The sequence below is a fragment of the Candidatus Nitrosotenuis cloacae genome (genome assembly GCF_000955905.1).
GTDB classification, from domain to species: domain Archaea; phylum Thermoproteota; class Nitrososphaeria; order Nitrososphaerales; family Nitrosopumilaceae; genus Nitrosotenuis; species Nitrosotenuis cloacae.
In genome coordinates this window covers 1,156,697-1,178,997 of sequence record NZ_CP011097.1, presented here as the reverse complement: position 1 = coordinate 1,178,997, position 22,301 = coordinate 1,156,697, and the positions used below count along the sequence as shown (strand labels likewise).

Below are 22,301 nucleotides of genomic sequence, written 5' to 3'. Positions count from 1 at the left end.
TTGGCAGATCTTTTGCAAACAAAACCAACAATGCGTAAATGCAGCTCAAAATAGCTACCCTAGCAGCGTTTTTTGTTTTTACCTTGATATTTTCCCAGTCTGCAATGGCAGCCAGTTATCCATACGTTGACAGCTTTGGCAGTCAGGGCTTGGTCAAGACCGGGGCATTTACCTATCCACAGTATGCCGCAGTTGATGAATCAGGAAACATCTATGTAACTGATCTTGGAAACGCCCGAGTCCAAAAATTCGACAACGACGGCGAGTTTTTACATTCCTGGGGATCAAAGGGAACCGGCAAGTCAGAATTTCATGCACCAGCGGGAATTGCAGTTGGTGGAAGCTATGTGTATGTTACAGACCATGAGCTAAACGTAATCAAAAAGTTTGATCTAAATGGAAACTTTATCTCGTCTTGGGGAAGTACGGGAACCGAAGCAGGAAAACTAAAGCTACCAAACGGAATAGCAGTATCAAAGGATGACTTTGTCTATGTAGTGGACACGGCAAATGCACGTGTACAAAAATTTGATTCCAGCGGAAAATTTGTCTCAATAATTGGCTCCAGTGGTACAGGTGATGGAAAATTTCTAACCCCGCTTGGAATCGCGGTGGATTCTGATGGAAATATTTTTGTTGCAGATTCTGGAAATAATCGGATACAGAAATTCAACTCAAACGGAGTCTTTGTAGTTTCATATAATGCGGCATCTGGCGGAATCAAAATATCGCCAGACGGGATCGACGTTGATTCCTCAGGAAATATCATTGTGGCTGATGCTGGTGGCAGCAGAATCGTTGTTTTGGATAAAGATGGCAATACCATTACAAGCTTTGGTAAAGCCGGCTCTGGCAATTCACAATTCAAGCTGCCAAAGGATGTGGCACTAGATTCTGATGGTGATTTATTTGTAGTTGATTCCAGCAATCACCGAATCCAAAAGTTTGGCTCTAAGGACACACAAGCCACATCTACACAAACAACACAGACCAAAACGCCACAAAAACCAATAGCCAATGACCTCAAAAAACCAACAGTGAACCCACCAAAGGATCTTTATGTAGAGGCATCAGGCGGCTTGACACGAGTATCAATTGGACAGGCAATAGCAAACGACGAGAGTGGAATCAAGTCCATAACAAGTAATGCCCCAGAAGAATTCCCCCTAGGAATTACTACAGTAATTTGGACTGCAATAGATAATGCCGGAAACATGGGAATTGCAACTCAGACCATTACCGTTGGGGATTCAACACCGCCAGTAATTTCAGGATTAACCGACATCACACTAGAAGCAAACGGTGCTCAAAACACAGCAAACCTTGGAAATCCGACAGTAAATGATCAGGTCGGAGTATTATCCATAACAAACGATGCACCAGAGACATTCTCACTAGGCCAAACTACCATAACCTGGACTGCAGTCGATGTTGCAAAAAACGAGGCAACTTATACCCAGACAGTAACCGTAATTGACACTAAACCGCCAAAGGTTAGAGCACCTGCAGCAATCACATCAGAAGCAACAAGCCTTGATCAAAATGTTGTGGCACTGGGTGAGCCATCAATTACTGATAACAGCGAATTATCATCAATAACAAACGATGCACCAGAGTTTTTCCCACTGGGTGAAACTACCATAACTTGGACTGCAATCGATGTTGCAGGAAATGTTGGTTCCGCAACCCAAAAGATAACCATTATAGACACCACGGCACCAATAATCTCAAAAATTGCCGAGCTAAGTGTGGAGGCAGTATCTGAAAAACAAAACCCAGTAACACTAGTTGCGCCAAATGCAACTGATATCCAAGCCATAACCATCACAAACGATGCATCGACATTTTTCTCACTAGGCCAAACTACCATAACCTGGACTGCAAAAGATTCCTCTGGGAACAATTCCACAACGTCCCAAATCATATCCGTAATTGATACTAGTGCACCTGACTTGAGCATACCTGCAGATATCATACAAGAGGCAACCGGAAAAACAGGAAACGTCATATCGCTAGGTGAGCCAACAGCAACGGATGCAACTGGTGTTTCCTCAATTAGCCACAATGGGCCGTCTGATTATCCATTTGGAAGTACCATCATAACCTGGACTGCAACTGACAGCTTTGGCAATTCAATATCAAAGAACCAAAACGTTACCATAATTGACACCACAAAGCCGAATATATCGGCACCATCAGATGTAACCTTTGAAGCAACGAGTCTTGATCAAAATATCATCACACTGGGTGAACCAAAGACATCTGATCTAGTCGAGGTCCAATCCATAACAAACGATGCTCCAGAAGCATTCAAGCTAGGACAGACTGTCATAACATGGACAGTAACTGATTCGTCTGGCAACACAAACTCGGCAACTCAATTGATCACAGTATCAGATGGTACCGCGCCAGTAATTTCCGTTCCTGCAAATATCACATCAGAGGCAACAGGACGAGATGGCACTATAATATCAATTGGAAAAGCAGAAGCAACCGACGCAATAGGAGTTGAGACCATCACAAACGATGCACCAGAATCATTCCCACTAGGTGAGACAATAGTAACTTGGACCGTAACAGATACGGTAGGAAACACATCAACTGCAACTCAGAGCATTACAATTACCGATACTACTTCACCAACTATAACCACACCGTCTGACATTACATCCGAGGCAACCTCATCGTCTGAGAATGCCGTCATACTATCATTGCCCATTGCAACCGATTCCGTTAGCGATGTTACCATCACAAACGATGCACCAGAATCATTCCCACTAGGTGAGACAATAGTAACCTGGACTGCAACAGACGAAGCAAGCAATTCTGCAACTATAACCCAAAAGGTCACCATCACCGATACCACTTCACCAACCATAACTGCACCATCTGATATCACTCAAGAAGCAACGTCCAAGCTAGAAAATACCGTCACACTAGAGACACCATCTGTTTCAGATAATGTAGGAATTGAGACCATCACAAACGATGCTCCAGAATTATTCCTAGTAGGGGAGACTATCATAACCTGGACTGCGACTGATTCTTCAGGCTTGAGCGCAAGTGTGGAACAAAAAATAAACATTGTTGATACAACCAAGCCAGAGATCCGAGTCTTTGATGTTACGATAGAGGCAACAAGTGAGGACAAAAACTCGGTTGACTTTGGAACCATCAAATCAAACGATCTAGTCGAGGTGGTCTCTGTCACAAACGATGCACCAGAGAATTTCAAATTAGGAGTCACAACCGTTACTTGGACTGCAACAGACGAGGCAGGCAATTCAGCTACTGCAACCCAAACCATAACCATACAGGATACTACGGCACCAACCATAACTGCACCATCTGATATTGCATTTGAGGCTACATCTACTAGTGAAAATAAAATCTCACTTGGAGAACCAACCACAACAGACTCCGTTAGCGATGTTACCATCACAAACGATGCACCAGAATCATTCCCACTAGGTGAGACAATAGTAACTTGGATTGGAGTCGACTCGTCTGGCAATTCCGTAACTACCACTCAAAAAGTCATAGTAACTGATACAGTCGCACCAAGCATTACAGCACCAGCAGACATTACATCCGAGGCAATCTCACTAGATGATAATGTAGTGTCCTTGGGTGATGCACAGACAAGCGATGCAGTAGCGGTAGCATCAGTTGAAAACGATGCTCCCGAATCATTCCCACTAGGTGAGACTGTCATAACTTGGATAGTAACTGATTCGTCTGGCAACACAAACTCGGCAACCCAAAAGGTCACCATCACCGATACCACTTCACCAACCATAACTGCACCATCTGATATCACTCAAGAAGCAACGTCCAAGCTAGAAAATACCGTCACACTAGAGACACCATCTGTTTCAGATAATGTAGGAATTGAGACCATCACAAACGATGCTCCAGAATTATTCCCAGTAGGCGAAACCGTAGTCACCTGGACTGCAAAGGACAGCTCAGGCAACACAGAATCTGTATCTCAAAAGGTAACACTAGTTGATACCGTTCCGCCAAAGTTTACCAGACTGGCAGACATTACAGTAGAGGCAACCAGCAAGGACAACAACGAAGTATCGCTTACAACCCCGACTGTCTTTGATATTTTAGATATCACATCACTGGATAATGATGCACCAAAGCAGTTCGCACTAGGCGAGACCACCGTTACTTGGACTGCAACAGACGAGGCAGGCAATTCGGCTACTGCATCACAGAGAATCATAGTAGAGGACACCACAATTCCAACCATAACTGCACCAGCTGATATCACACAAGAGGCAGATTCCTTTGAGAGCAATGCCGTATCACTTGGAAAAGCAGATGCAAACGATCTAGTGGAAGTTAACACAATCACAAACGACGCCCCAGAAGCATTCAAGCTAGGCGAGACCATCATAACCTGGACCGCAACTGATTCTTCAGGAAACGTAGCGACTACCACTCAAAAGGTCACCATCACCGATACCACTGCACCAAAGATCACACCACCAGAGTCTCTAAGTGTAGAGGCAACTTCTGCATCTGAGAACCACATCTCATTATCGTTGCCCACTGCAATAGATGCAGTAAGCGAGGTCTTTATCACAAACGATGCACCATCCGTCTTCCCACTAGGTGAAACAATAGTAACCTGGACTGCGACAGACGAGGCAGAAAACTCATCTCACATCACACAGACCATTACAATAGTGGACACCACTGCACCATCACTTGTAATTCCAGAAAATGTAGTAGCTGATGCACTATCGCTCAAGACGCCTGTATCAATTGGTGTAGCAAGTACAACTGATCTCACAGATGATACTCCACAAATAACAAACGATGCGCCATCCGTCTTCCCACTAGGTGAAACTATCGTAACATGGAGTGTTGAGGACAGATTTGGCAATGCACTCGCCAAGACCCAAACCGTAACCGTTGAGGCATGCGGCAAGTCCGAATCATCATACAATGTAATATTGGGCAAAGAGGATGACGATATCCTAGTTGGAACGAACCTGGCTGATCTGATAATCAGCCTTGGAGGCGATGACATCATCACAGCAGAGAAAGGAAACGATTGTGTACTATCTGGCGACGGTGATGACATTATCTATGGAAACGAAGGAAATGACTACATTAATGGTGGAGATGGAGCAGACATCATAAAGGGACAGTCTGGCGAGGACATTCTAATCGGTTTGACTGGAATTGATATAATTGATGGTGGCGATGACTCTGATTCCTGCATAGTGTCAGAACATGACGATGACATTCTGATAAAATGTGAATAGTAAAATTCAGATATAATTTGAAACCGGTTCATCACATATGATCGGCTCCAGTTTAATCTCAGTAACATTGGGGTTGCTTTTACCACATTAGAATAATTTTCCAAAATTTTCCTATTTTTCCTATTTGATATGATTTCAAACTGCCTAGTTCTGCCTAGTTAATACGATTTAATTTTCTCTGGTAAGATTGGTCAGATTAACTTGAATCTCGGCATTTACGATTAATAATAACAAAAATTCACTCAAATTCGTTGCCAAAATCCAAGTCATTATTTAATTCTGCCAAAAAAGTAATCCCGTCCGGTGTTAACAGTCCAGTCAGATTCTTTGAGCCATATCCGTTTTTTGTAAAAAAAGCCCAAGGAAGCCAAATCTGGGACGAAGACGGACACAAGTACATCGATTACTGTACAGGCTATGGCGCAATGATTCTAGGCCACAAGCATCCTGAAGTCATATCTGCAGTGCAAGAACAGCTAAGCATTGGCACATTATATGGTGCACCAACCGCACTTGAAATCGAACTTGCAGAACTAATCCAGAAATCATACCCATCAATGCAAAAGATTCGCCTAGTCAACACCGGATCCGAAGCTACCATGACTGCGATCCGACTGGCAAGAGGATTTACCAAGAAAAAAAAGATAATAAAATTTGAAGGATGCTACCACGGAGCACATGAATCAATGCTGGTCCGAGCAGGCTCTGGCTCGGCAGGAATTGCAGTCTCTGATGGCATACCAAATGATTTTACCAAAAACACAATCGTAGTGCAGTATAACAATTCAGAACAATTAGATCGTGTGATTTCAAAAAACAAGGACATTGCAGGCGTGATAGTAGAACCGGTTCTTGGCAACATGGGCTTGATCCTACCGCAAAAGAATTTTCTCAAAGACATGAGAAAGATGACAAAACAAGCAGACATTCCGCTGATCTTTGATGAAATCATAACTGGATTTAGGATGAGCCTGGGTGGTGCACAAGAATACTTTGGAATCAAACCAGACCTTACAACTCTTGGCAAATCACTATCAAATGGATTTGTAATATCTGCAATAGGTGGCAGAAAAGAGATCATGGACCAGCTTGCACCTGGGGGTAAAGTATACGAGGCAAGCACATTTGCCGGAAATCCGATTTCAGTAGCAGCTGGAATTGCATCCATTAGAACAATGTCTACTCTAAAAAACAAAATCTATCCAAAAATAGCAAAGCAGTGCCTTACTTTGGCAAAATCAATCCATGAATCCGCCACAAAATATGGCATATCCCACCAGGTAAACGCAATAGAATCCATGTTTCAGATTTTCTTTACCGACAAGCCAGTAACAGATTATGCTTCATCCAAGCGAGCGGATGGAAAAAAATTCCAAAAACTATTCCATCATTTGCTAAAGCAAGGAGTCTTTGTTGCGCCATCCCAGTTTGAGACCGGGTTTTTCTCTTACGCACACACGCAATCAGACCTTGAGGCAACCATGCATGCGTATGATAATTCCTTAAGGCAGGTCAGACAATGAAATACCTGATAGGCACTAGGGGGAGTCAGCTATCTGTAGCACAAACAAATTGGGTAGTTTCTGAGCTAAAAAGCGAAAATCCAGACTCTGATTATGAAATCAAAACCATCACAACAAAGGGCGACACCGATGCGCGACCCTTATTCACAATAAACCAAAAGGGAATATTTGAGAAGGAAATCGACAAAGCAGTTGCAGAAAAACAAGTAGACTTTGCAGTGCACAGCCTCAAGGATGTACCATCCATCCTACCTGATGATCTCATACTTGGATGTGTACCATCGCGCGAGCCATACAATGACATCTTTATTTCAAAAAACGGAGACACACTTGAAACGATTCCGGAGGGCTCTACAATTGGAACAAGCAGTCTGAGGCGCGTAGTTCAGGTATCGAGGAAAAGGCCAGACCTTACAGTAAAGAACATCCGAGGAAATGTTGAAACCAGAATAAAAAAAGTCCAGGATGGAACATTTGATGGTATTGTATTAGCACAAGCCGGAATAAATCGACTCGGCGTAAATGTAAAGCACACCTCACTGTCTACAATTGATTTTCCGCCATCTCCAGGTCAGGGCGCATTGGGAATAGTGTGCAGAAAAAACGATCAGATCACCATATCAATGCTAAAAAAAATCGAGGACCAAAACACCAGACTTGCAGTAGAGTCAGAGCGTGCATTATCCGAGTTTGTAGATTCTGGGTGCAGATTCCCAGTTGGGGCATTTGCCCAAGTAAATGGCGAGAATCTAGACCTCACAGTCGTTGCCTACTCAATTGATGGCAAACAGGCGTTAATAGTAAACAAGTCAGGCCCAAAATCCAACTCGTACCAAATAGGAAAGGAGGCAGCAGACGAATTACAACGAAAAGGTGTAAATGATCTTGCCAAAGACTGGAGAGCAAAGCTGGACGAGTGGAACAAAACATGACTGGAATTGTATATTTGGTTGGGGCAGGTCCTGGAGACCACAAGTTATTGACGATACGCGCAGTGGAACTAATCAAATCTGCTGACGTGGTATTGTATGATAGACTGGTAAGCAAGAAAATTCTTGCCATGATTCCAAAGAAAACACAAAAGCTTTACGTTGGGCGTGAAGTGGGTGATGACTACAAACATCAAGATGACACTAATCTACAGATGGTCAAGTTTGCAAAATCAAACAAAAATGTCGTGCGACTAAAGGGTGGGGACCCATTCATCTTTGGAAGAGGCGGTGAGGAAGCAGAATATCTAAAAAAATTCAAGATACGGTTTGAGATCATTCCTGGCATAACATCCGGAATCGGTTCTGCAGTTTATTCTGGTATACCGCTGACTCATAGAAAATATTCATCATCTGTGGTGTTTGTGACAGGCCATGAAGATCCTGACAAGACAAAAAACCCAGTACAATGGAAAAAGCTTGCAAAGTCAGTCGAGACAATAGTAATCATGATGGGATTATCCAGAATAGGAATAATATCAAAGCAGTTGATTTCTGGTGGTATGTCCAAGACAACGCCGGTTGCTGTCATACAAAAGGGCACAAACGATGATCAAAAGATCCTAATTGGCAATCTCTCCAACATATCACAAAAAATCAAGGACCATCACATCACACCACCCTCAATTATAATAATAGGAAATGTCGTAAAACTACACAAAACCATAATGTGGAGAAAATGATCTCAGGCAAAACAATAGCAATCACACGATCAAAGGATGATGCCCAAGAATTCATCGATCTGGCATCAAAGGAAAATGCAATTCCGATGCCGATTCCAACCATAGAACTGGTATCAAAGGGTGAAAAAATAGTTGACGAGTTCCTCAGTGATGTACAGGAATTCCGGCCAGACTATTCCGTCTTTATGAGCTCAAAGGCAGTCAAACTGTTATTTGATGTGGCAAGAAATGGCCCAAAATACCAATCACTCCAGCTTGCAATAGCAAACACCGTGGTAATGGCGGTAGGCCCAAAGACAAAGCAGGCACTAGAAAACGAAGGCATCAAGGTATCTTTTATGCCATCCAAATTTTCATCGGTAGGCGTGGGTGAGCAGTTCACCAAGCTAAACGCAGAGGGCAAAAAGGTAATTGTTCCACGAAGTGGCGCCTCTACAGAGTTTTTGGCAAAACTGTTGCAAAAAATTGGACTGGTAGTAAAAGAGAATCACTTGTATGATGTGCAGGCATTTTCAGATCACACACAATGGGATGCCTTCAAGGAATCGTTTTCACAAAACAAAATAGATGGAATCGTTTTCACATCTGCATCATCAGTGCGTGGATTCTTTGAGATAATGTCAGATGATTTCACAGAATCAGACTTGTTAAAAAAATTAAATCAAACACAAATTGTTGCAATTGGACCGTTCACTGCAGACGAATTAAAAAAATTCAACGCAGAACCCAAGGTGGCCGATGTGCACACTGTCCCTGGTGCATTTGAAGCAATGAAAAATATTTTTTCATTAGCTTAAGCTACATTAGCTTTCCCTACTCCTAGACCCAACTAGTAAATAGTGTAGAATCTATTTATAACAAAACAATGTTCTGTTTTGCATGGCGCAAGAAAATCTCAACATGGATTATTCAAAATATGATTTCAAAGAATCCACCGAGATGTATGTGCACTTATCAAAAAAAGGATTATCAAAAGAAGTAATTGTAGAAATTTCACGATTAAAAAACGAACCGCAATGGATGCTTGATTTCAGACTGAGATCCTTTGAGGTCTTTATGAAAAAGCCAATGCCAAACTGGGGTGCAGACTTGAGCTCTATTGATTTTCAAAACATCTACTATTATGCAAAAGCATCTGAGAAAACCGAGAAGAACTGGGACGATGTTCCAGCAGAGGTAAAGCGTACCTTTGACAAGCTGGGAATTCCAGAGGCAGAAAAGAAATTCCTTGCAGGTGTAGGCGCACAATACGAGTCCGAAGTCGTATATCACAACCTAAGAGAAGATCTAGCAAAGCAAGGCGTACTATTCTTGGACACTGATACTGCACTAAAAGAGCACCCAGAAATATTCAAGAAATATTTTGGTAAAATCATTCCACCAGAAGACAACAAGTTTGCAGCACTAAACTCTGCAGTGTGGAGCGGTGGCTCGTTCATCTACATTCCACCAGGAGTCAAAGTGGACATGCCATTGCAAGCATACTTTAGAATCAACGCAGAAAACATTGGACAATTTGAGAGAACACTAATCATTGCAGATGAAGGCTCAGAAATACATTACATCGAAGGATGCACAGCACCCGTCTACTCATCAGAATCATTGCACTCTGCAGTAGTAGAGTTGGTTGCACACAAGGACGCCAAACTACGATACACAACAATCCAAAACTGGAGCTCCGATGTGTACAATCTAGTTACAAAGCGAGCATATGCATACCAAGGCGCAAAGGTGGAATGGATTGATGGCAACATTGGCAGCAAAATCACAATGAAGTATCCTGGAATTTATCTACTAGAACCAAAGGCACACGGTGAAACCCTTTCAATTGCATTTGCAGGAAAAGGACAGCACCAAGACACTGGAGCAAAGATGGTACACCTAGCACCAGACACCACATCACGCATAACATCAAAATCAGTTAGCAGACTAAATGGCAGAACCACATATCGTGGATTACTCCATGTAGCAAAAGGCGCAACAAACGTAAAGTCCTCAGTTCGATGCGACGCCTTGTTACTAGATGACACATCAAAGACAGACACTTACCCATACATGGAAATTAACCAAGAAGATGCCACAGTCACTCACGAGGCAACTGTAGGAAAAATCGGAGACGAGCAAATCTTCTATTTGATGACTAGGGGATTCTCAGAGGAAGAAGCACTAACACTAATTGTAAACGGATTCATGGAGCCATTCACAAAAGAGCTTCCAATGGAATATGCAGTCGAGCTTAATCGACTCATAAAGCTGGAAATGGACGACTCGGTAGGATAACTCCTATCGGTTTTGCAAAATGCAATCACTTGCCTTATCCACAATAACAACATCTGCAGTAGATGAAATCTCTGCTCTAAAAAAAGAACCAGAGTGGCTAAAGCAGTTCCGCAAAAACTCGTTTGCAATCTACGAGTCTTTACCTGCTGAAGTCTCACCACTATACAACAAGTACACCGACGCAAAGAGAATGAATCCGGCCGAGGTATCTCTGGTCTCGGATTCACAAAACGCAATCTTTGATGCACTATCTCCAAGACTTGCCGAGCTGGAAAAAGAAATTCACATCATCCAGGCAGGAACTAACATTTTTCGAGTGCATATCCCAGAGGACCTAAAATCAAAGGGCCTAGTCATCTGCTCTATTTATGATGCAATACAGACACACGGAGATCTAGTGAAAAAAATTCTGGAAGGCTCTGATCCCAAAGAAGACAAGTATACCGCACTAAACAACGCGGCATTCAACTCGGGAATATTTATCAAAATACCAAAAAACCTCATACTAGACAAGCCAATCCATATTGTATCATCCGTATCGCCAGACGGAACATCTACTATATCCAAAAACATCATAATATCTGAACAAAGCAGCAAGGCAAGCGTTGTACAAGAACTATACGCACCAAAGGGCGCACACCAGCAAGCCTATCTGGAACTACTCACAATAGATGCGCAGGCAAACTCGAATCTATCTATTACAACATTTCAGGCAATGGACCAGTCCGCTGTCAGCTTTTCCACTAGGAACTGCACAATATCTCAGGATGCAAAGATAACCTGGTATTTGGGATTGTTTGGCTCCCTGCTATCCAGATACAGAACCAACTATTATCTGGATGGAGTTGGCGCAAACGCAGAAGATGCAGAAATAGTATTTGGTGATAACGAGCAATCCTTTGATATCTCGGCAAATCTTATCCACAGAAAACAATCCACAGAGGGAAAGGTAGTGCAAAGATCAGTTCTGCGAAACAAATCAAAATCATTATTCAAGGGAATGATCAAAATTCTGGAAGGCGCATCACAATCAAAGTCATTTCTTTCTGGTCGTTCTATATTGTTGGACAAGGATGCAAAGTCCGATTCTATTCCAGGCCTTGAAATCCTGACCAATGATGTCAAGGCGACCCACTCTGCATCCGTTGCACAAGTAGATGAGGAGCAAATCTTCTATCTTGGGTGCCGTTGCCTCGATAGGGCAGAGGCCGAGCGAATCATAGTTGAGGGATTCATGGAGCCGGTATCGCGTTCAATGTCGTACCAAGTTCGAGCATGGATTGCATATTTGATTGAATCAAAGTGGGCAGGAAAAGACCTGGTGCTAAAATCAGACGAAAACCTCCGAGCTATCGTAGAAGTTGAAGAGGTAAGATACAAGGAAGCCGACCAGCTTGGAACCCACTACAAGTACAGGTGATATTTTTTGGGAAAATGGGTAAAGGCATGTGCGCAAGACCAGCTACCACTCAATGATATGTATTCATTTGATGTAGAGGAAAAAAAACTGCTCATCACAAACCTTGGCGGAAAGCTGTTCGCAACGGATCGTATCTGCACGCATGCGGAAGCTGACTTGTCCACAGGCTTTTTGAGCGAGCAGGGAGTGCGATGTCCATTACATCTTTCTGTTTTCAATTTGGAAAATGGCACACCACAAAACCCGCCGGCAGAGGCTGCACTGAAGACTTACAATGTTAAAATAGATCACAACGAGATCTACGTTGAGGTTTAATCATGCAGACTGCAATTTCTGTTGAGCAAATTCGTAAGGACTTTCCCATATTACAACGAAAGGTGCGCAACGACAAATCATTGGTATATCTGGACAATGCAGCAACCACGCAAAAGCCAATCCAGGTGATAAATGTAATCACTGACTTTTACACAAATCACAATTCCAACATTCATCGAGCCGTCCATGCACTGGCAGAGGAGGCAACAGAAGCATATGAGATGACTCGTGATAAAGTTGCAAACTTCCTAAACATCAAAGATAGACAAGAGATAGTATTCGTTCGGGGAACCACAGAGGCAATTAACCTGGTAGCATATGCATGGGGAAGGCAAAACATCAAGGAAGGTGACATTATAGTTACCACCGAATACGAGCATCATTCTAACATAGTTCCATGGCAATTACTGACCCAAGAGAAAAAGGCCAAACTAGAATACATTGGAATTGACGATAACGGAGAATTAATTCTGAGTCATCTGGACCAGTTTTTGGCAACAGGCAAGGTAAAGCTAGTTGCAGTAAGCCAAATGTCAAATGTGTTGGGAACCATTACAGATGTTGCGACAATCATAGCCAAATGCAAAAAGGCAGGTGTTCGAGTTTTGATTGATGGGGCACAATCTGTTCCTCACATGAAAGTTGACCTGAGTGCGATGGGCTGTGACTTTTTTGCATTTTCTGGGCACAAAATGCTTGGACCCACTGGCGTTGGAGTATTGTGGGCAAAAAAAGAACTACTAGAGCAGATGGCACCATTCCACGGAGGAGGGGACATGATCCGCGAGGTCCACAAGTATGAAACAACCTGGAACGATCTTCCATACAAGTTTGAGGCAGGAACTCCAAACATTGCAGATGTGATTGGATTTGCCGCGGCAATTGATTATTTGAATAATTTGGGAATGGACTATGTGCGAGCACACGAAGTAGAAATTACAAAATATGCATTGGAACAATTATCAAAAATAAACGGACTAAAACTATACGGCACACCAGATATGTCAAAGCGAGGTGGTGTAATATCGTTTAATTTTGCAGACATTCACCCACATGATCTGGCAACCATAATTGATGAAGATGGAATAGCAATAAGGTCTGGCCATCACTGCGCCCAGGTATTGATGGAAAAGCTAGACATTGCAGCAACATCACGAGCCAGTTTCTATATCTACAACACAAAAGAGGAAGTCGATGTTTTGATTAATTCTTTGGCAAGGGCAGCGAGGTTATTCAAGCTATGAGTAGCAATGCCGATATCTATCATGAAATGATAGTGGACTATTCAAGGCACCCAAGCAATTTTGGCAAAATAGAAAACCCCACCATACAATACCATGACAGCAATCCGTTATGCGGTGATAGCATTGATATTTTCATGAATGTCGAAAATGATAGTGTCTCTGATATCAAGTTCCATGGTAGAGGATGCGCAATCTGCATGGCATGCACCTCGGTTTTGACTGAAATCGTCAAGGGCAAAAGCATCGAGGACGCAAGAAAAATACAAAAAAATGATGTCCTGGGAGAATTAGGCCTTGAAAACCTCCAAGCAGTCAGAATCAAATGTGCCTTGTTATCGCTCAAGGTCCTAAAATATGGGCTGTACTCGTATTTGGCAAGCAAGGACGCAAATGCAGATGCATTAAAGCAGGAAGCCTCCTCGCTATACTAGGGTGTTTTTTGTGTCAGAAATATCTCTAGCCATACGAAAGACGATCTTTGAGAAATTCAATAATGCCGATGAGCGATTCACAAACGACGAGGTCTTTGCGGAATTACAAAAAAGCGGCAAAATCGATTCTGCACTAACCATTGATGATATGGAGCAACACTTTACCGAGTTGTGTGATGCGGGAGTAATGAGAAACATTGCGCAAAACTTTACCACACAGTGGTTCAAGCTGTTTGATCCACTGGAGCAGATAAAATGCAATTCATGTCATGCCGAAATACCAATAAACAAGTCTGAGGAGAAAAACTGCCCAATTTCTTCTTGTAATGCGTCTATTTAGCTTTGAATCTTGTAGCTGCAGATTCTAGTGATTGAATCATTGGCAGCGTTTCGCCAGTCAGGTATAACACCAGTGCACCACCAGCTGTGCTGATGTGGGTTATCTTTTCTGCCAGGCCGTATCTTTTGAGAGCAGATGTCAGATGGCCTCCACTTACTATGGTGGTTGCCATGGAATTGGCAACCGACTCTAACATTGACTTGGTTCCATAGCTAAAGTTTTCCTTTTCGAAAAATCCTGGAGGTCCTGAGATGAATACAGTTCCAGCACTCGATATTATTTTGGAATAATGATCTATTGTCTTTGGGCCAAGGTCATAAATTTGGTCGCCCTTGCTCAGCTCCCGCACATCCATTTCGACTCTTTTTCCGTCCCGATCGATTGCGACATCGACTGGTGTGAAAAACACGTCTGGGTACTCACCCATCAGGGCGTGCGCCTTTGCAACGGCGTCCTCCTCGCCCTTTATCCCCAATGGATACTTGATTCGAGCCTGGGCACGCATGAAAACATTACCAATGAGACCCGTGAGCAGTATTTGGTCGGCTCGTCCTCGCTTTATTAGCATCTTGATTGCCTCTAGTCTGTCAGTTACTTTGGAGCCTCCGAGGACTATAACATGCGGTGCCTTGGCAACAGTCAGTATTTCTTCCAGCTTTCTTACCTCGCGCTCTACTATTTTTCCTGCACATGCAGGTATGGTGTGAGAGAATCCTACCAATGACGGATGCGCCCTGTGTGCAGATGGGAACGAGTCCAAAACGCAAAGATCAAAAAGTTTTCCCAGTCTTTTCACCATTATTGTTTCTGCAGCATCTTCAGCAGAAAACTCGTAATTTTCTTCTGCGCAAAATCTCAAATTATCCAATAGTATGATATCGCCGTTTTTCATCTTCATTATCTCTGATTGAGCAAAAGAGCCAATCACGTCTTCCACATATGTGATTTTTTTGCCAAGCATTTTTTCCAAAATCTTTGCGTGCTGCTCCATTCCAATATAGTCCTTGTTTCCAACTCTCCCTTGGTGTGATACCACAACAACTTTGGCCTCACTTAGTGCCCGAATGGTTTCAGTAGCTTCCTCGATTCTTTTTACACCAGATATTTCACCAGTGGCAGGATCAATTGGACAGTTCATGTCCACACGAAGGAGAACTGTCTTGCCCTTTAGCTCAAAGTCTCCAAGCGTTAGGATCTTCACGCTTGGTGTGTTTTTTTGCCAGCTTAAAATCTTTAAGCCGATCAGAAACAAATCTTGCAGAAAAATTAAAAGTGACAGCTCAGGGGTTTGTGTGATTGCAAAATTGGTTGTTTGGCCTACGATCTAGACCATTTCTTGTCTTGGTGGCGATATTTATCGTACTGTCAGTTTTGGTAAATGAAAAAATCACAACCGATTTTGATAGGAATACGGTTCTGTATTTCCAGTCAATTGCCGGAAACCATGCACTAGACCTCACCATGTGGGTCATAACCGAAATCGGTGATGTGCGATGGCTGGTTCTGTTTAGTATCATTCTGTTGATAATTCGAAGAACGCGCCGAATAGGAATGATAATGTTATTGAGCCTGGTTGCGGGAACAATAGGTGCAGGCTATCTCAAGGGATATGTCATTGATAATCCTCGACCAGAACTAGAGTTTCTGGGATCAGAGCTACCATATGAAATAGCTCAGGACACATTCGTTCTTGGTACAAACGGCTCATTTCCATCCGGTCATGCAACAAGGGCCGCAATCGTAGCATTAATTGTAGGATATGCTCTATCGGAGAGATTCCCAAGGGGACGATATCTTATTTGGATATTTCCGATACTAGAATCATTGAGTCGAGTCTATGTATTACAACATTACCCAATGGATGTCTTTGGCGGTGTGATCTTTGGCACAACGCTTGCGGCAATAATTGGCAACAAGCTAAAGCTGAGTCAAATCTTTAAGAAATCACAGACCTAGCTCATCAAAGACCTTACCACTGATCAAAACAATGGCATAGTTTTTCTCATCGTGGTGGTATGTCCAGTATCGTAGATTACGATCTTGGTTTTGCTTTCTTAGGCCGTAATTGATCTCTGTAGTTATGGTAAAGCCTATTCTCTTGGCAAGTTTTTCCTGTTTTGGCATCAGAACCTTGTATCCGCCCTTTTGGTTTTCAAATCCTAGTTTTAGCATTTCAGCTGCAGACTCGGATGCTGCCTTTTCGTCTGGTATGGAAAATGTCCTAATTATTGGAATTTGTGATGGATGAAACTCCATTGTTTTTGGATATTTCATGGATCAATTTAACTAAACGCTCACCAAACCGCTACCAAAAAACTCGTAACAGTGTTAAATTTCTTAACTCACAAGTCAAATACTGAAAATAGTTATAACTTATCGATAGTCGGCGTCAACGTTTTGATGTTGGCAACCCTAGCAAAACTAGCTGAGAGACTAAAGCAGCAAAAAATGGAGGCCTCAAAGATTAGGAGGCAAAACGAGCGTGCACTAAAGGAGGCACTATCACTTGGAAGACGCTCATCTTCTGGATTACGATCCTTGGAGCGACACATCGAGCACAACAAAGAGGAACTGACTGATATTAATGCAGAATTTAATCAGATTTTAGCAAGAAAGGAAAGCCTGGAGAGATTGGCAAAATCTGCCAATGAAAGACTGGTCCGCGAGCACGAAGTAAAGGACCAGGCAGAAATCGATCTGGCAAACGCAGATTCCGATGATGCAAAAGATAGCGCCCAGTACAGATTGGATGGGGCAACTGAAAAAATTCAAGAACTAGAGTCCGAGCTACAAATTCGAGAAAAGGCAGTCAAAAAAGTAGACCAGGAAATCATCGATTACAAAAAATCACAATCCACCACATCTCAGAAAATCCACAAGCAGGCAAAATCAAAACCAATTCTTGTAACCCAGCTAAAGGAAAGCAAGGTTGATTCCGAGATGTTTAGGAAAAAACTGGAAACATCTTCCAAGCGGGAGGAGAGCGCAAACAAGGCACTAGCAAAGATCAATGCCAAGCTGGAGGTGATGTTGGCCAAAAAAAGAAAGGCAGCTGCCAAAAAGGCTGCAGCCAAAAGAAAAACAGCAGCCAAGAAAAAAGCATCAAAAAGAAAGGCTTCCTCAAAAAAGAGAAAGGCAAAGAACTCAAAGAAAAAATCACACCGCTAAACAAATTATAATCCAAATTTTATCACATTATGATGAAAAAACGAGGCATTTACGTATCCGTCGGCGGGCTGGCAATGATCATAGCGTCCTTTGCCTTTGCCATGTCGCTAGTATCTGATACTGGGTTTCCAGATTCCGAGTTTTCACTGTCTGAATTAATGGAGGGCATGTTTGATCAGGTCTCTGACAGAACACAAATCGAGCCTGGCGAGACCATTCCGTTTTCGTTTGATGCCACATCTGATGTGAGTTCACTCTTCTGGGGCCTGCAGATAATGGATTACCAGAACAATGACTCGGTTTTGGTTACCATATCAAACATTTATGGAGATGACCTTGGCGCATTCAATTCAAAACAGCCTGCATTTTTTGAGACAATGCAAGTAACAAATGCAGACATTTACAATTTCAATGTAAAAAACACAGGACAGCGACCAATCAATGTTATGATGATGTTTACAAAAAACCCGGAGGAATCTGAAAAGTTCTCTGATCCAAACTCACCTCTGGCAAAGACCATTCTACCATTGGCAATATCTGGAATTCTTTTGATTCTTGGTATTATAATAATAATAATTGGAGTGATAATACTAGTGATTGATTACAAGAAAAAACAAGATTCCAAGTATATCTAGTATTCTTTAACTACTATCTCGCCGTACTTGCCTTTTCCAAGCGAGACTTCTCCCTTGAAGGTGTTTGTGTATCCGTTTTTGATTAGGATCTTGGAGCCGTTCTTTACTTTTTTGATGTCCTCTCCCCAAAGTGCCAGCTTTATTTCGCCTGCTTCATCAACCAAAAATGCATCGCACACCTCGGTTGTTCCGCCAACTTTGAGATTTACTGTTCGTGGCTCCCCCACCCTTTCTACGGTTCCTTCAATGTCGATTTTATTTCGCATGTTTTTTGCTTGGTCTGTTGTTACCACGAATTGGTTTCAAAATCAATCTATAATTAAGTTTTTTAATTTTGGATAATTTTTTGGATTGATTCCTTGGTGTGATGTGTGATCATCTCACCAAAGCAGCTAGAGCAGTTATATACTCAGATTTGAAAAATGCTCTTGCAGAGGTATCGAAGCCCGGCCAACCGAGAGGGACTCAAGATCTTTACAATAAGATATCCCTTCCTTTAGGGGTTCGTGGGTTCAAATCCCACCCTCTGCACTTTTTTAATAAAATTATGCTTCGACTATCTCGGCAGAGTTGATGGTATGCTTTGATAATTCCTTGTGTAGTTGTGCCGAAGATTCGTCTCGGAAAATTAGGTTACACCTATAACACTTCCAAGCCCTGGCACTCATGGGATAATAGTGGTTTTGTAAAATTTAAAGATATTGGATGTTTGATCCACAATTTCTCAAAACCTGATCAAAATCAGAAATTATTCCAATATTTGGTGACAAATCTGTAATTCTGTATCATACAGGCACAAACCAATTTAGTCAAGGCGCAAAACCATTACTCTATGGAGGAGATCTTTGCCGTTTTTTACCAGTTATGGTACTTTGGAATCTTTGTTTTGATGTTTATTTTGAATCTGGCACCAATTCTGATGCCCCCAACCTGGATTGTCTTGGTTTCATTTAGGGCGCTAGACCCAACACTAAATCCACTTGCATTGGCATTGATTGGTGCAAGCGCTGCCACTCTTGGACGGTTTGTTTTGCTCAAGGCAAGCAGCTATTTTACCAAGTTTCTGAGCGAGGAGCGCAAGTCCAGCCTGGACAAAATCCAGAATTTTTTACAATCAAAAAAGCTAGGCTATTTTGGTACATCATTTGTGTTTGCCGCTACTCCATTACCTGACAATATCTTATTCATCACGTATGGCCTCATGAGAGCAAAGAACCTCCAGATTTACTGTGGATATTGGCTAGGACGCTTTGTGGCATATCTTGTGATGCTATCGGTAAGCGATGTGGTATTGACACCGTTTTTGACCATGTTTGAGGAGCGCTATGTGGGAGTTTTGGTAGTGGATGTGGCAAGTATTGGGATGATGATTCTTTTTGCATCCATAAATTGGAATGTACTGATATCTGAGAAAAAAATACGCTTTGTCAAACCCAGATTCTGGAAGCTATAGTGTTTTTGCCATTATGATGTCGTCTTTGTATTTTTTATTGTGGTAGACGCCTTTTGGGATTCTGCCTATTTCTTTGAATCCCAATTCTACATAGATACTCCTTCCTATGTTATTGGAATCAAACACGTACAATTTTACTAGTTCCAGTCCAAGCTTTTTCTTTGCCTCGTCTAACGTTGTTTTGATTAGGGTGGTGCCGATTCCGATTCCTCTGGCTTGTTTTATTATGCCAATGCCTAGTGTTCCAACGTGCCTTGACACATCATAGGTGTCTTTGGTTACCTCACAACTGCCAACACAAACGCTGTCCATTTCGGCTAGTATGATGATCTTTTCTTTGTTTTTGATGGATGTGATGGTGTCTTTGAGCCAGAGTTTTTCCTCTTGGATGGTGACTGGCTTGGATTTTGCAATGTCTGCACCTTCTTTTACTAGGGAGTTTATCAGATTCATCAGATCTTGGGCATCTGATGATCTTGGATATCTCAGAATTATGGTCTTGTCAAAGATCTTGTATTTTTTGAGAATCACTAGTTTTGGGAATCATACACGACACAAAAAGCTATTTGTAGAATCATTACACCAGCACACCAGTGTGAACTCGCTCAAATCATTACACAATGAAGTTGCAAAAATGATCCAGTCCGATCCCGCGCATGACTATTCACATGTAATGAGGGTCTACAAGAATGCGCAAAAAATAGCAAAGCATGAAAAAGCCGACACAAGACTTGTCCTTGCCGCCGTACTATTACATGATTTAGTCCAGTTTCCAAAGTCGGATCCTCGCTCCAAGACCGCATCAATAAAGAGCGCTGTTTTGGCACAAAAAACCCTAAAAAAACATGGATTTGCAGAGTCTGAAATTCAAATCATATCTGATGCAATACGTGATCATAGTTTTTCGCGCGGCAAAACCCCACAAACAATAGAAGGTAAAATCCTACAAGATGCCGACAGATTGGATGCGTTGGGTGCAATAGGAATAGCTAGGACATTTTCCGTAGGTGGCTCTGAGTCTAGGCCAATCTACAATGATGTGGATCCTTTCTGTCGTATCAGAAAACCAAATGATCATTCCTGGACAGTTGATCATTTTTATAAAAAATTACTATTACTTGAGAAAAAGATGAACACAAAGTTTGCCAAATCTTTGGCCAAAAAAAGAACCAAACTAATGACAAAATTTCTCTCTGAGCTAAAAGGCGAGATCTAACCGTAATCGACGTATCGCTTGTATCTTTTTTCAATCTCTGGGTTTTTGCCCTGAATTATCTTTTCAATTTCTTGGTTGTAGCGGTTTTTCATGTATGATCTTATCTCAGAAAATTTTTCCTCATCTGGATATGATGACTCAATACCTGATAGAATGGCGAAAAACTCGACTGTCTTTTTGCGGAACTCGTCCTCATTCGGCTTTTTGATACCGTTTGTCCTAAACCACACACATGCCAAGCTTGCACCTATAACATGAGGCAACAAATCATACGCGCGCTCTATCTCAAATCGCTCGTCGTCTCTCATTTGTTCAAGTGTGCTGCCATCTTTTTGGCAAAATAGGTAACTATCATGTCTGCGCCTGCCCTTTTGATAGAATACAAAATCTCCGACATGATGTCTGTCTCGTTTATCCAGCCTAGCTGGGCAGCTCCCTTAACCAGGGCATATTCACCAGAAACGGAATATGCAGAAACTGGGATGTTGTGGCTTTTTTTGGTCTCTGCAATCAAGTCCAAATATGCCAAGGCGGGCTTTACCATCACAATATCAACTCCTTCGGCAATGTCTGATTCTATTTCTCGCATTGCCTCGCGCGGATTGGTAAATGGAACCTGGTATGTCTTTCTATCCCCAAATTGTGGTGCACAGTCTGCGGCATCACGGAATGGATTGTAAAATGAGGATCTGTGCTTTGCAGAATGCGACATTATGCCAACATCTGTGAATCCGTTTTCATCTAAAATATGCCTGATTGCCTTTACCTGACCGTCCATCATTGCAGACGGTGATACTATGTCAACTCCGGCCTTTGCCTGGGATAGTGCAACATTTGCCAGAGTTTCCAAGCTGGTGTCATTGTCTATTGTGTTTCCTTTCAGTATTCCACAATGGCCAGATGATGTGTATTGACACAAACAAACGTCTGCCATTATCACTATATTTTCTCCAAAGTTTTTTCTCACATGTGTGATTGCTTTTTGTACAATGCCGTCATCCACAAATGCGCCAGTTCCCGCATCGTCTTTGCGTGAGGGTATACCAAACAGCATAATCGCAGGGATCTTTAGGTCTTTGATCTCTTGGACTTCGTTTGTTACCTCTGATAATGGCAATCTTACAATATCTGGCATGGATTTGACAAAGCTTCTTTCTTTTAGATCCTCTTGCACAAAGACAGGGCAGATCAAATCATTTGTAGAGAACAAAACTTCTTGGACAAGGTTTCGCATCTTTTCGTTTTTGCGCAGCCTTCGCAGTCGTCGTGCGGGAAATGATGCAGACATGAGCAAAATCTGGTTTATTTCAATATAATTC

Annotated in this window: 23 protein-coding genes and 1 tRNA gene; 17 read left to right on the top strand and 7 right to left on the bottom strand. The window is 42.3% G+C overall.

From position 1 onward, the window contains the following. Positions 1-38 precede the first annotated feature (38 nt). The 11 genes from SU86_RS06730 (at position 39) to SU86_RS06680 (ending at position 14,510) form a co-directional block, all read left to right on the top strand. On the top strand, positions 39-5,285 hold the full coding sequence (locus SU86_RS06730) for an HYR domain-containing protein (RefSeq protein WP_052755587.1): 5,247 nt from the start codon (positions 39-41) through the stop codon (positions 5,283-5,285). Positions 5,286-5,536: 251 nt separating this feature from the next. Beyond that, positions 5,537-6,808 (top strand): glutamate-1-semialdehyde 2,1-aminomutase, encoded by a 1,272-nt coding sequence (hemL, locus tag SU86_RS06725; RefSeq protein ID WP_048188444.1) that lies wholly within the window; start codon positions 5,537-5,539, stop codon positions 6,806-6,808. Further along, entirely contained in the window at positions 6,805-7,740 is a 936-nt protein-coding gene (gene hemC / locus SU86_RS06720; protein ID WP_048188442.1) for a hydroxymethylbilane synthase, read from the top strand. The genes hemL and hemC overlap by 4 nt, the downstream gene beginning before the upstream one ends. Continuing rightward, a complete protein-coding gene (gene cobA / locus SU86_RS06715) occupies positions 7,737-8,480 on the top strand; it encodes a uroporphyrinogen-III C-methyltransferase (protein ID WP_048189331.1) in 744 nt (247 codons plus the stop codon). The genes hemC and cobA overlap by 4 nt, the downstream gene beginning before the upstream one ends. Continuing rightward, on the top strand, positions 8,477-9,277 hold the full coding sequence (locus SU86_RS06710; protein ID WP_048189330.1) for a uroporphyrinogen-III synthase: 801 nt from the start codon (positions 8,477-8,479) through the stop codon (positions 9,275-9,277). Before cobA ends, SU86_RS06710 begins: the two co-directional genes overlap by 4 nt. 82 nt (positions 9,278-9,359) lie before the next feature. Then, entirely contained in the window at positions 9,360-10,760 is a 1,401-nt protein-coding gene (sufB, locus tag SU86_RS06705) for a Fe-S cluster assembly protein SufB (RefSeq protein WP_048188440.1), read from the top strand. A gap of 19 nt (positions 10,761-10,779) precedes the next feature. Then, positions 10,780-12,180, top strand: coding sequence for a SufB/SufD family protein (locus SU86_RS06700; RefSeq protein WP_048188438.1), 1,401 nt, complete (start codon positions 10,780-10,782; stop codon positions 12,178-12,180). Between the two features lie 6 nt (positions 12,181-12,186). Further along, on the top strand, positions 12,187-12,495 hold the full coding sequence (locus SU86_RS06695) for a Rieske (2Fe-2S) protein (RefSeq protein ID WP_048188436.1): 309 nt from the start codon (positions 12,187-12,189) through the stop codon (positions 12,493-12,495). Between the two features lie 2 nt (positions 12,496-12,497). Beyond that, entirely contained in the window at positions 12,498-13,739 is a 1,242-nt protein-coding gene (locus tag SU86_RS06690; RefSeq protein WP_048188434.1) for an aminotransferase class V-fold PLP-dependent enzyme, read from the top strand. Then, positions 13,736-14,170, top strand: coding sequence for a Fe-S cluster assembly sulfur transfer protein SufU (gene sufU, locus SU86_RS06685; protein ID WP_048188432.1), 435 nt, complete (start codon positions 13,736-13,738; stop codon positions 14,168-14,170). The genes SU86_RS06690 and sufU overlap by 4 nt, the downstream gene beginning before the upstream one ends. Positions 14,171-14,180: 10 nt before the next feature. Continuing rightward, complete coding sequence (locus SU86_RS06680; protein WP_052755706.1) at positions 14,181-14,510, top strand: hypothetical protein; 330 nt, start codon at positions 14,181-14,183, stop codon at positions 14,508-14,510. Here SU86_RS06680 and SU86_RS06675 read toward each other — a convergent pair. Continuing rightward, on the bottom strand, positions 14,503-15,711 hold the full coding sequence (locus tag SU86_RS06675; RefSeq protein WP_048189328.1) for a phosphoglycerate kinase: 1,209 nt from the start codon (positions 15,709-15,711) through the stop codon (positions 14,503-14,505). The genes SU86_RS06680 and SU86_RS06675 overlap by 8 nt on opposite strands. 107 nt (positions 15,712-15,818) lie before the next feature. Here SU86_RS06675 and SU86_RS06670 point away from each other — a divergent pair, with 107 nt between their 5' ends. After that, positions 15,819-16,466 (top strand): phosphatase PAP2 family protein, encoded by a 648-nt coding sequence (locus SU86_RS06670; protein WP_236687678.1) that lies wholly within the window; start codon positions 15,819-15,821, stop codon positions 16,464-16,466. Here the strand turns inward: SU86_RS06670 and SU86_RS06665 are convergent. Then, positions 16,455-16,784 (bottom strand): hypothetical protein, encoded by a 330-nt coding sequence (locus SU86_RS06665; RefSeq protein ID WP_420887324.1) that lies wholly within the window; start codon positions 16,782-16,784, stop codon positions 16,455-16,457. The two genes, SU86_RS06670 and SU86_RS06665, sit on opposite strands and share 12 nt — an antisense overlap. A 126-nt stretch (positions 16,785-16,910) precedes the next feature. On the opposite strand from SU86_RS06665, the gene SU86_RS06660 reads away from it, so the two are divergent. Both SU86_RS06660 and SU86_RS06655 read left to right on the top strand, forming a co-directional pair. Further along, positions 16,911-17,678, top strand: a complete 768-nt coding sequence (locus tag SU86_RS06660) for a coiled-coil domain-containing protein (protein WP_052755584.1) — start codon at positions 16,911-16,913, stop codon at positions 17,676-17,678. Between the two features lie 32 nt (positions 17,679-17,710). Continuing rightward, the gene (locus SU86_RS06655) at positions 17,711-18,313 is read left to right on the top strand and encodes a hypothetical protein (RefSeq protein ID WP_048188427.1); all 603 of its coding nucleotides are present in this window, start codon (positions 17,711-17,713) and stop codon (positions 18,311-18,313) included. Here SU86_RS06655 and SU86_RS06650 read toward each other — a convergent pair. Beyond that, entirely contained in the window at positions 18,310-18,606 is a 297-nt protein-coding gene (locus SU86_RS06650) for a single stranded DNA-binding domain-containing protein (protein WP_236687677.1), read from the bottom strand. The genes SU86_RS06655 and SU86_RS06650 overlap by 4 nt on opposite strands. 137 nt (positions 18,607-18,743) lie before the next feature. Here SU86_RS06650 and SU86_RS06645 point away from each other — a divergent pair. Then, positions 18,744-18,844: transfer RNA gene (locus SU86_RS06645), tRNA-Leu, on the top strand. A gap of 14 nt (positions 18,845-18,858) precedes the next feature. Here the strand turns inward: SU86_RS06645 and SU86_RS10115 are convergent. After that, positions 18,859-18,981, bottom strand: coding sequence for a hypothetical protein (locus SU86_RS10115; protein WP_256363743.1), 123 nt, complete (start codon positions 18,979-18,981; stop codon positions 18,859-18,861). A gap of 164 nt (positions 18,982-19,145) precedes the next feature. Between SU86_RS10115 and SU86_RS06640 the strand changes: the two genes are divergently transcribed. After that, positions 19,146-19,766: a hypothetical protein gene (locus SU86_RS06640; RefSeq protein ID WP_048188426.1), complete on the top strand. Its 621-nt coding sequence runs from the start codon at positions 19,146-19,148 to the stop codon at positions 19,764-19,766. Here the strand turns inward: SU86_RS06640 and SU86_RS09390 are convergent. Further along, positions 19,761-20,297 (bottom strand): GNAT family N-acetyltransferase, encoded by a 537-nt coding sequence (locus SU86_RS09390; RefSeq protein ID WP_052755583.1) that lies wholly within the window; start codon positions 20,295-20,297, stop codon positions 19,761-19,763. The two genes, SU86_RS06640 and SU86_RS09390, sit on opposite strands and share 6 nt — an antisense overlap. A 64-nt stretch (positions 20,298-20,361) precedes the next feature. Between SU86_RS09390 and SU86_RS06630 the strand changes: the two genes are divergently transcribed. Next, a complete protein-coding gene (locus SU86_RS06630; protein ID WP_048189322.1) occupies positions 20,362-20,982 on the top strand; it encodes an HD domain-containing protein in 621 nt (206 codons plus the stop codon). Here the strand turns inward: SU86_RS06630 and SU86_RS06625 are convergent. Beyond that, a complete protein-coding gene (locus tag SU86_RS06625; RefSeq protein WP_048188424.1) occupies positions 20,979-21,290 on the bottom strand; it encodes a hypothetical protein in 312 nt (103 codons plus the stop codon). The two genes, SU86_RS06630 and SU86_RS06625, sit on opposite strands and share 4 nt — an antisense overlap. Then, positions 21,287-22,270: a porphobilinogen synthase gene (hemB, locus tag SU86_RS06620; RefSeq protein WP_048188422.1), complete on the bottom strand. Its 984-nt coding sequence runs from the start codon at positions 22,268-22,270 to the stop codon at positions 21,287-21,289. Before hemB ends, SU86_RS06625 begins: the two co-directional genes overlap by 4 nt. Positions 22,271-22,301 lie beyond the last annotated feature (31 nt).

What these genes read in the sequence shown, in the direction of transcription:
- SU86_RS06730 (WP_052755587.1), top strand. Translation starts at nt 39, where the DNA reads ATGCAGCTCAAAATAGCTACCCTAGCAGCGTTTTTTGTTTTTACCTTG.
- hemC (WP_048188442.1), top strand. Translation starts at nt 6,805, where the DNA reads ATGAAATACCTGATAGGCACTAGGGGGAGTCAGCTATCTGTAGCACAA.
- cobA (WP_048189331.1), top strand. Translation starts at nt 7,737, where the DNA reads ATGACTGGAATTGTATATTTGGTTGGGGCAGGTCCTGGAGACCACAAG.
- SU86_RS06710 (WP_048189330.1), top strand. Translation starts at nt 8,477, where the DNA reads ATGATCTCAGGCAAAACAATAGCAATCACACGATCAAAGGATGATGCC.
- sufB (WP_048188440.1), top strand. Translation starts at nt 9,360, where the DNA reads ATGGCGCAAGAAAATCTCAACATGGATTATTCAAAATATGATTTCAAA.
- SU86_RS06700 (WP_048188438.1), top strand. Translation starts at nt 10,780, where the DNA reads ATGCAATCACTTGCCTTATCCACAATAACAACATCTGCAGTAGATGAA.
- SU86_RS06690 (WP_048188434.1), top strand. Translation starts at nt 12,498, where the DNA reads ATGCAGACTGCAATTTCTGTTGAGCAAATTCGTAAGGACTTTCCCATA.
- sufU (WP_048188432.1), top strand. Translation starts at nt 13,736, where the DNA reads ATGAGTAGCAATGCCGATATCTATCATGAAATGATAGTGGACTATTCA.
- SU86_RS06665 (WP_420887324.1), bottom strand. Translation starts at nt 16,784, where the DNA reads ATGAAATATCCAAAAACAATGGAGTTTCATCCATCACAAATTCCAATA.
- SU86_RS06660 (WP_052755584.1), top strand. Translation starts at nt 16,911, where the DNA reads ATGTTGGCAACCCTAGCAAAACTAGCTGAGAGACTAAAGCAGCAAAAA.
- SU86_RS06655 (WP_048188427.1), top strand. Translation starts at nt 17,711, where the DNA reads ATGAAAAAACGAGGCATTTACGTATCCGTCGGCGGGCTGGCAATGATC.
- SU86_RS10115 (WP_256363743.1), bottom strand. Translation starts at nt 18,981, where the DNA reads ATGAGTGCCAGGGCTTGGAAGTGTTATAGGTGTAACCTAATTTTCCGA.
- SU86_RS06640 (WP_048188426.1), top strand. Translation starts at nt 19,146, where the DNA reads ATGGAGGAGATCTTTGCCGTTTTTTACCAGTTATGGTACTTTGGAATC.
- SU86_RS06625 (WP_048188424.1), bottom strand. Translation starts at nt 21,290, where the DNA reads ATGAGAGACGACGAGCGATTTGAGATAGAGCGCGCGTATGATTTGTTG.
- hemB (WP_048188422.1), bottom strand. Translation starts at nt 22,270, where the DNA reads ATGTCTGCATCATTTCCCGCACGACGACTGCGAAGGCTGCGCAAAAAC.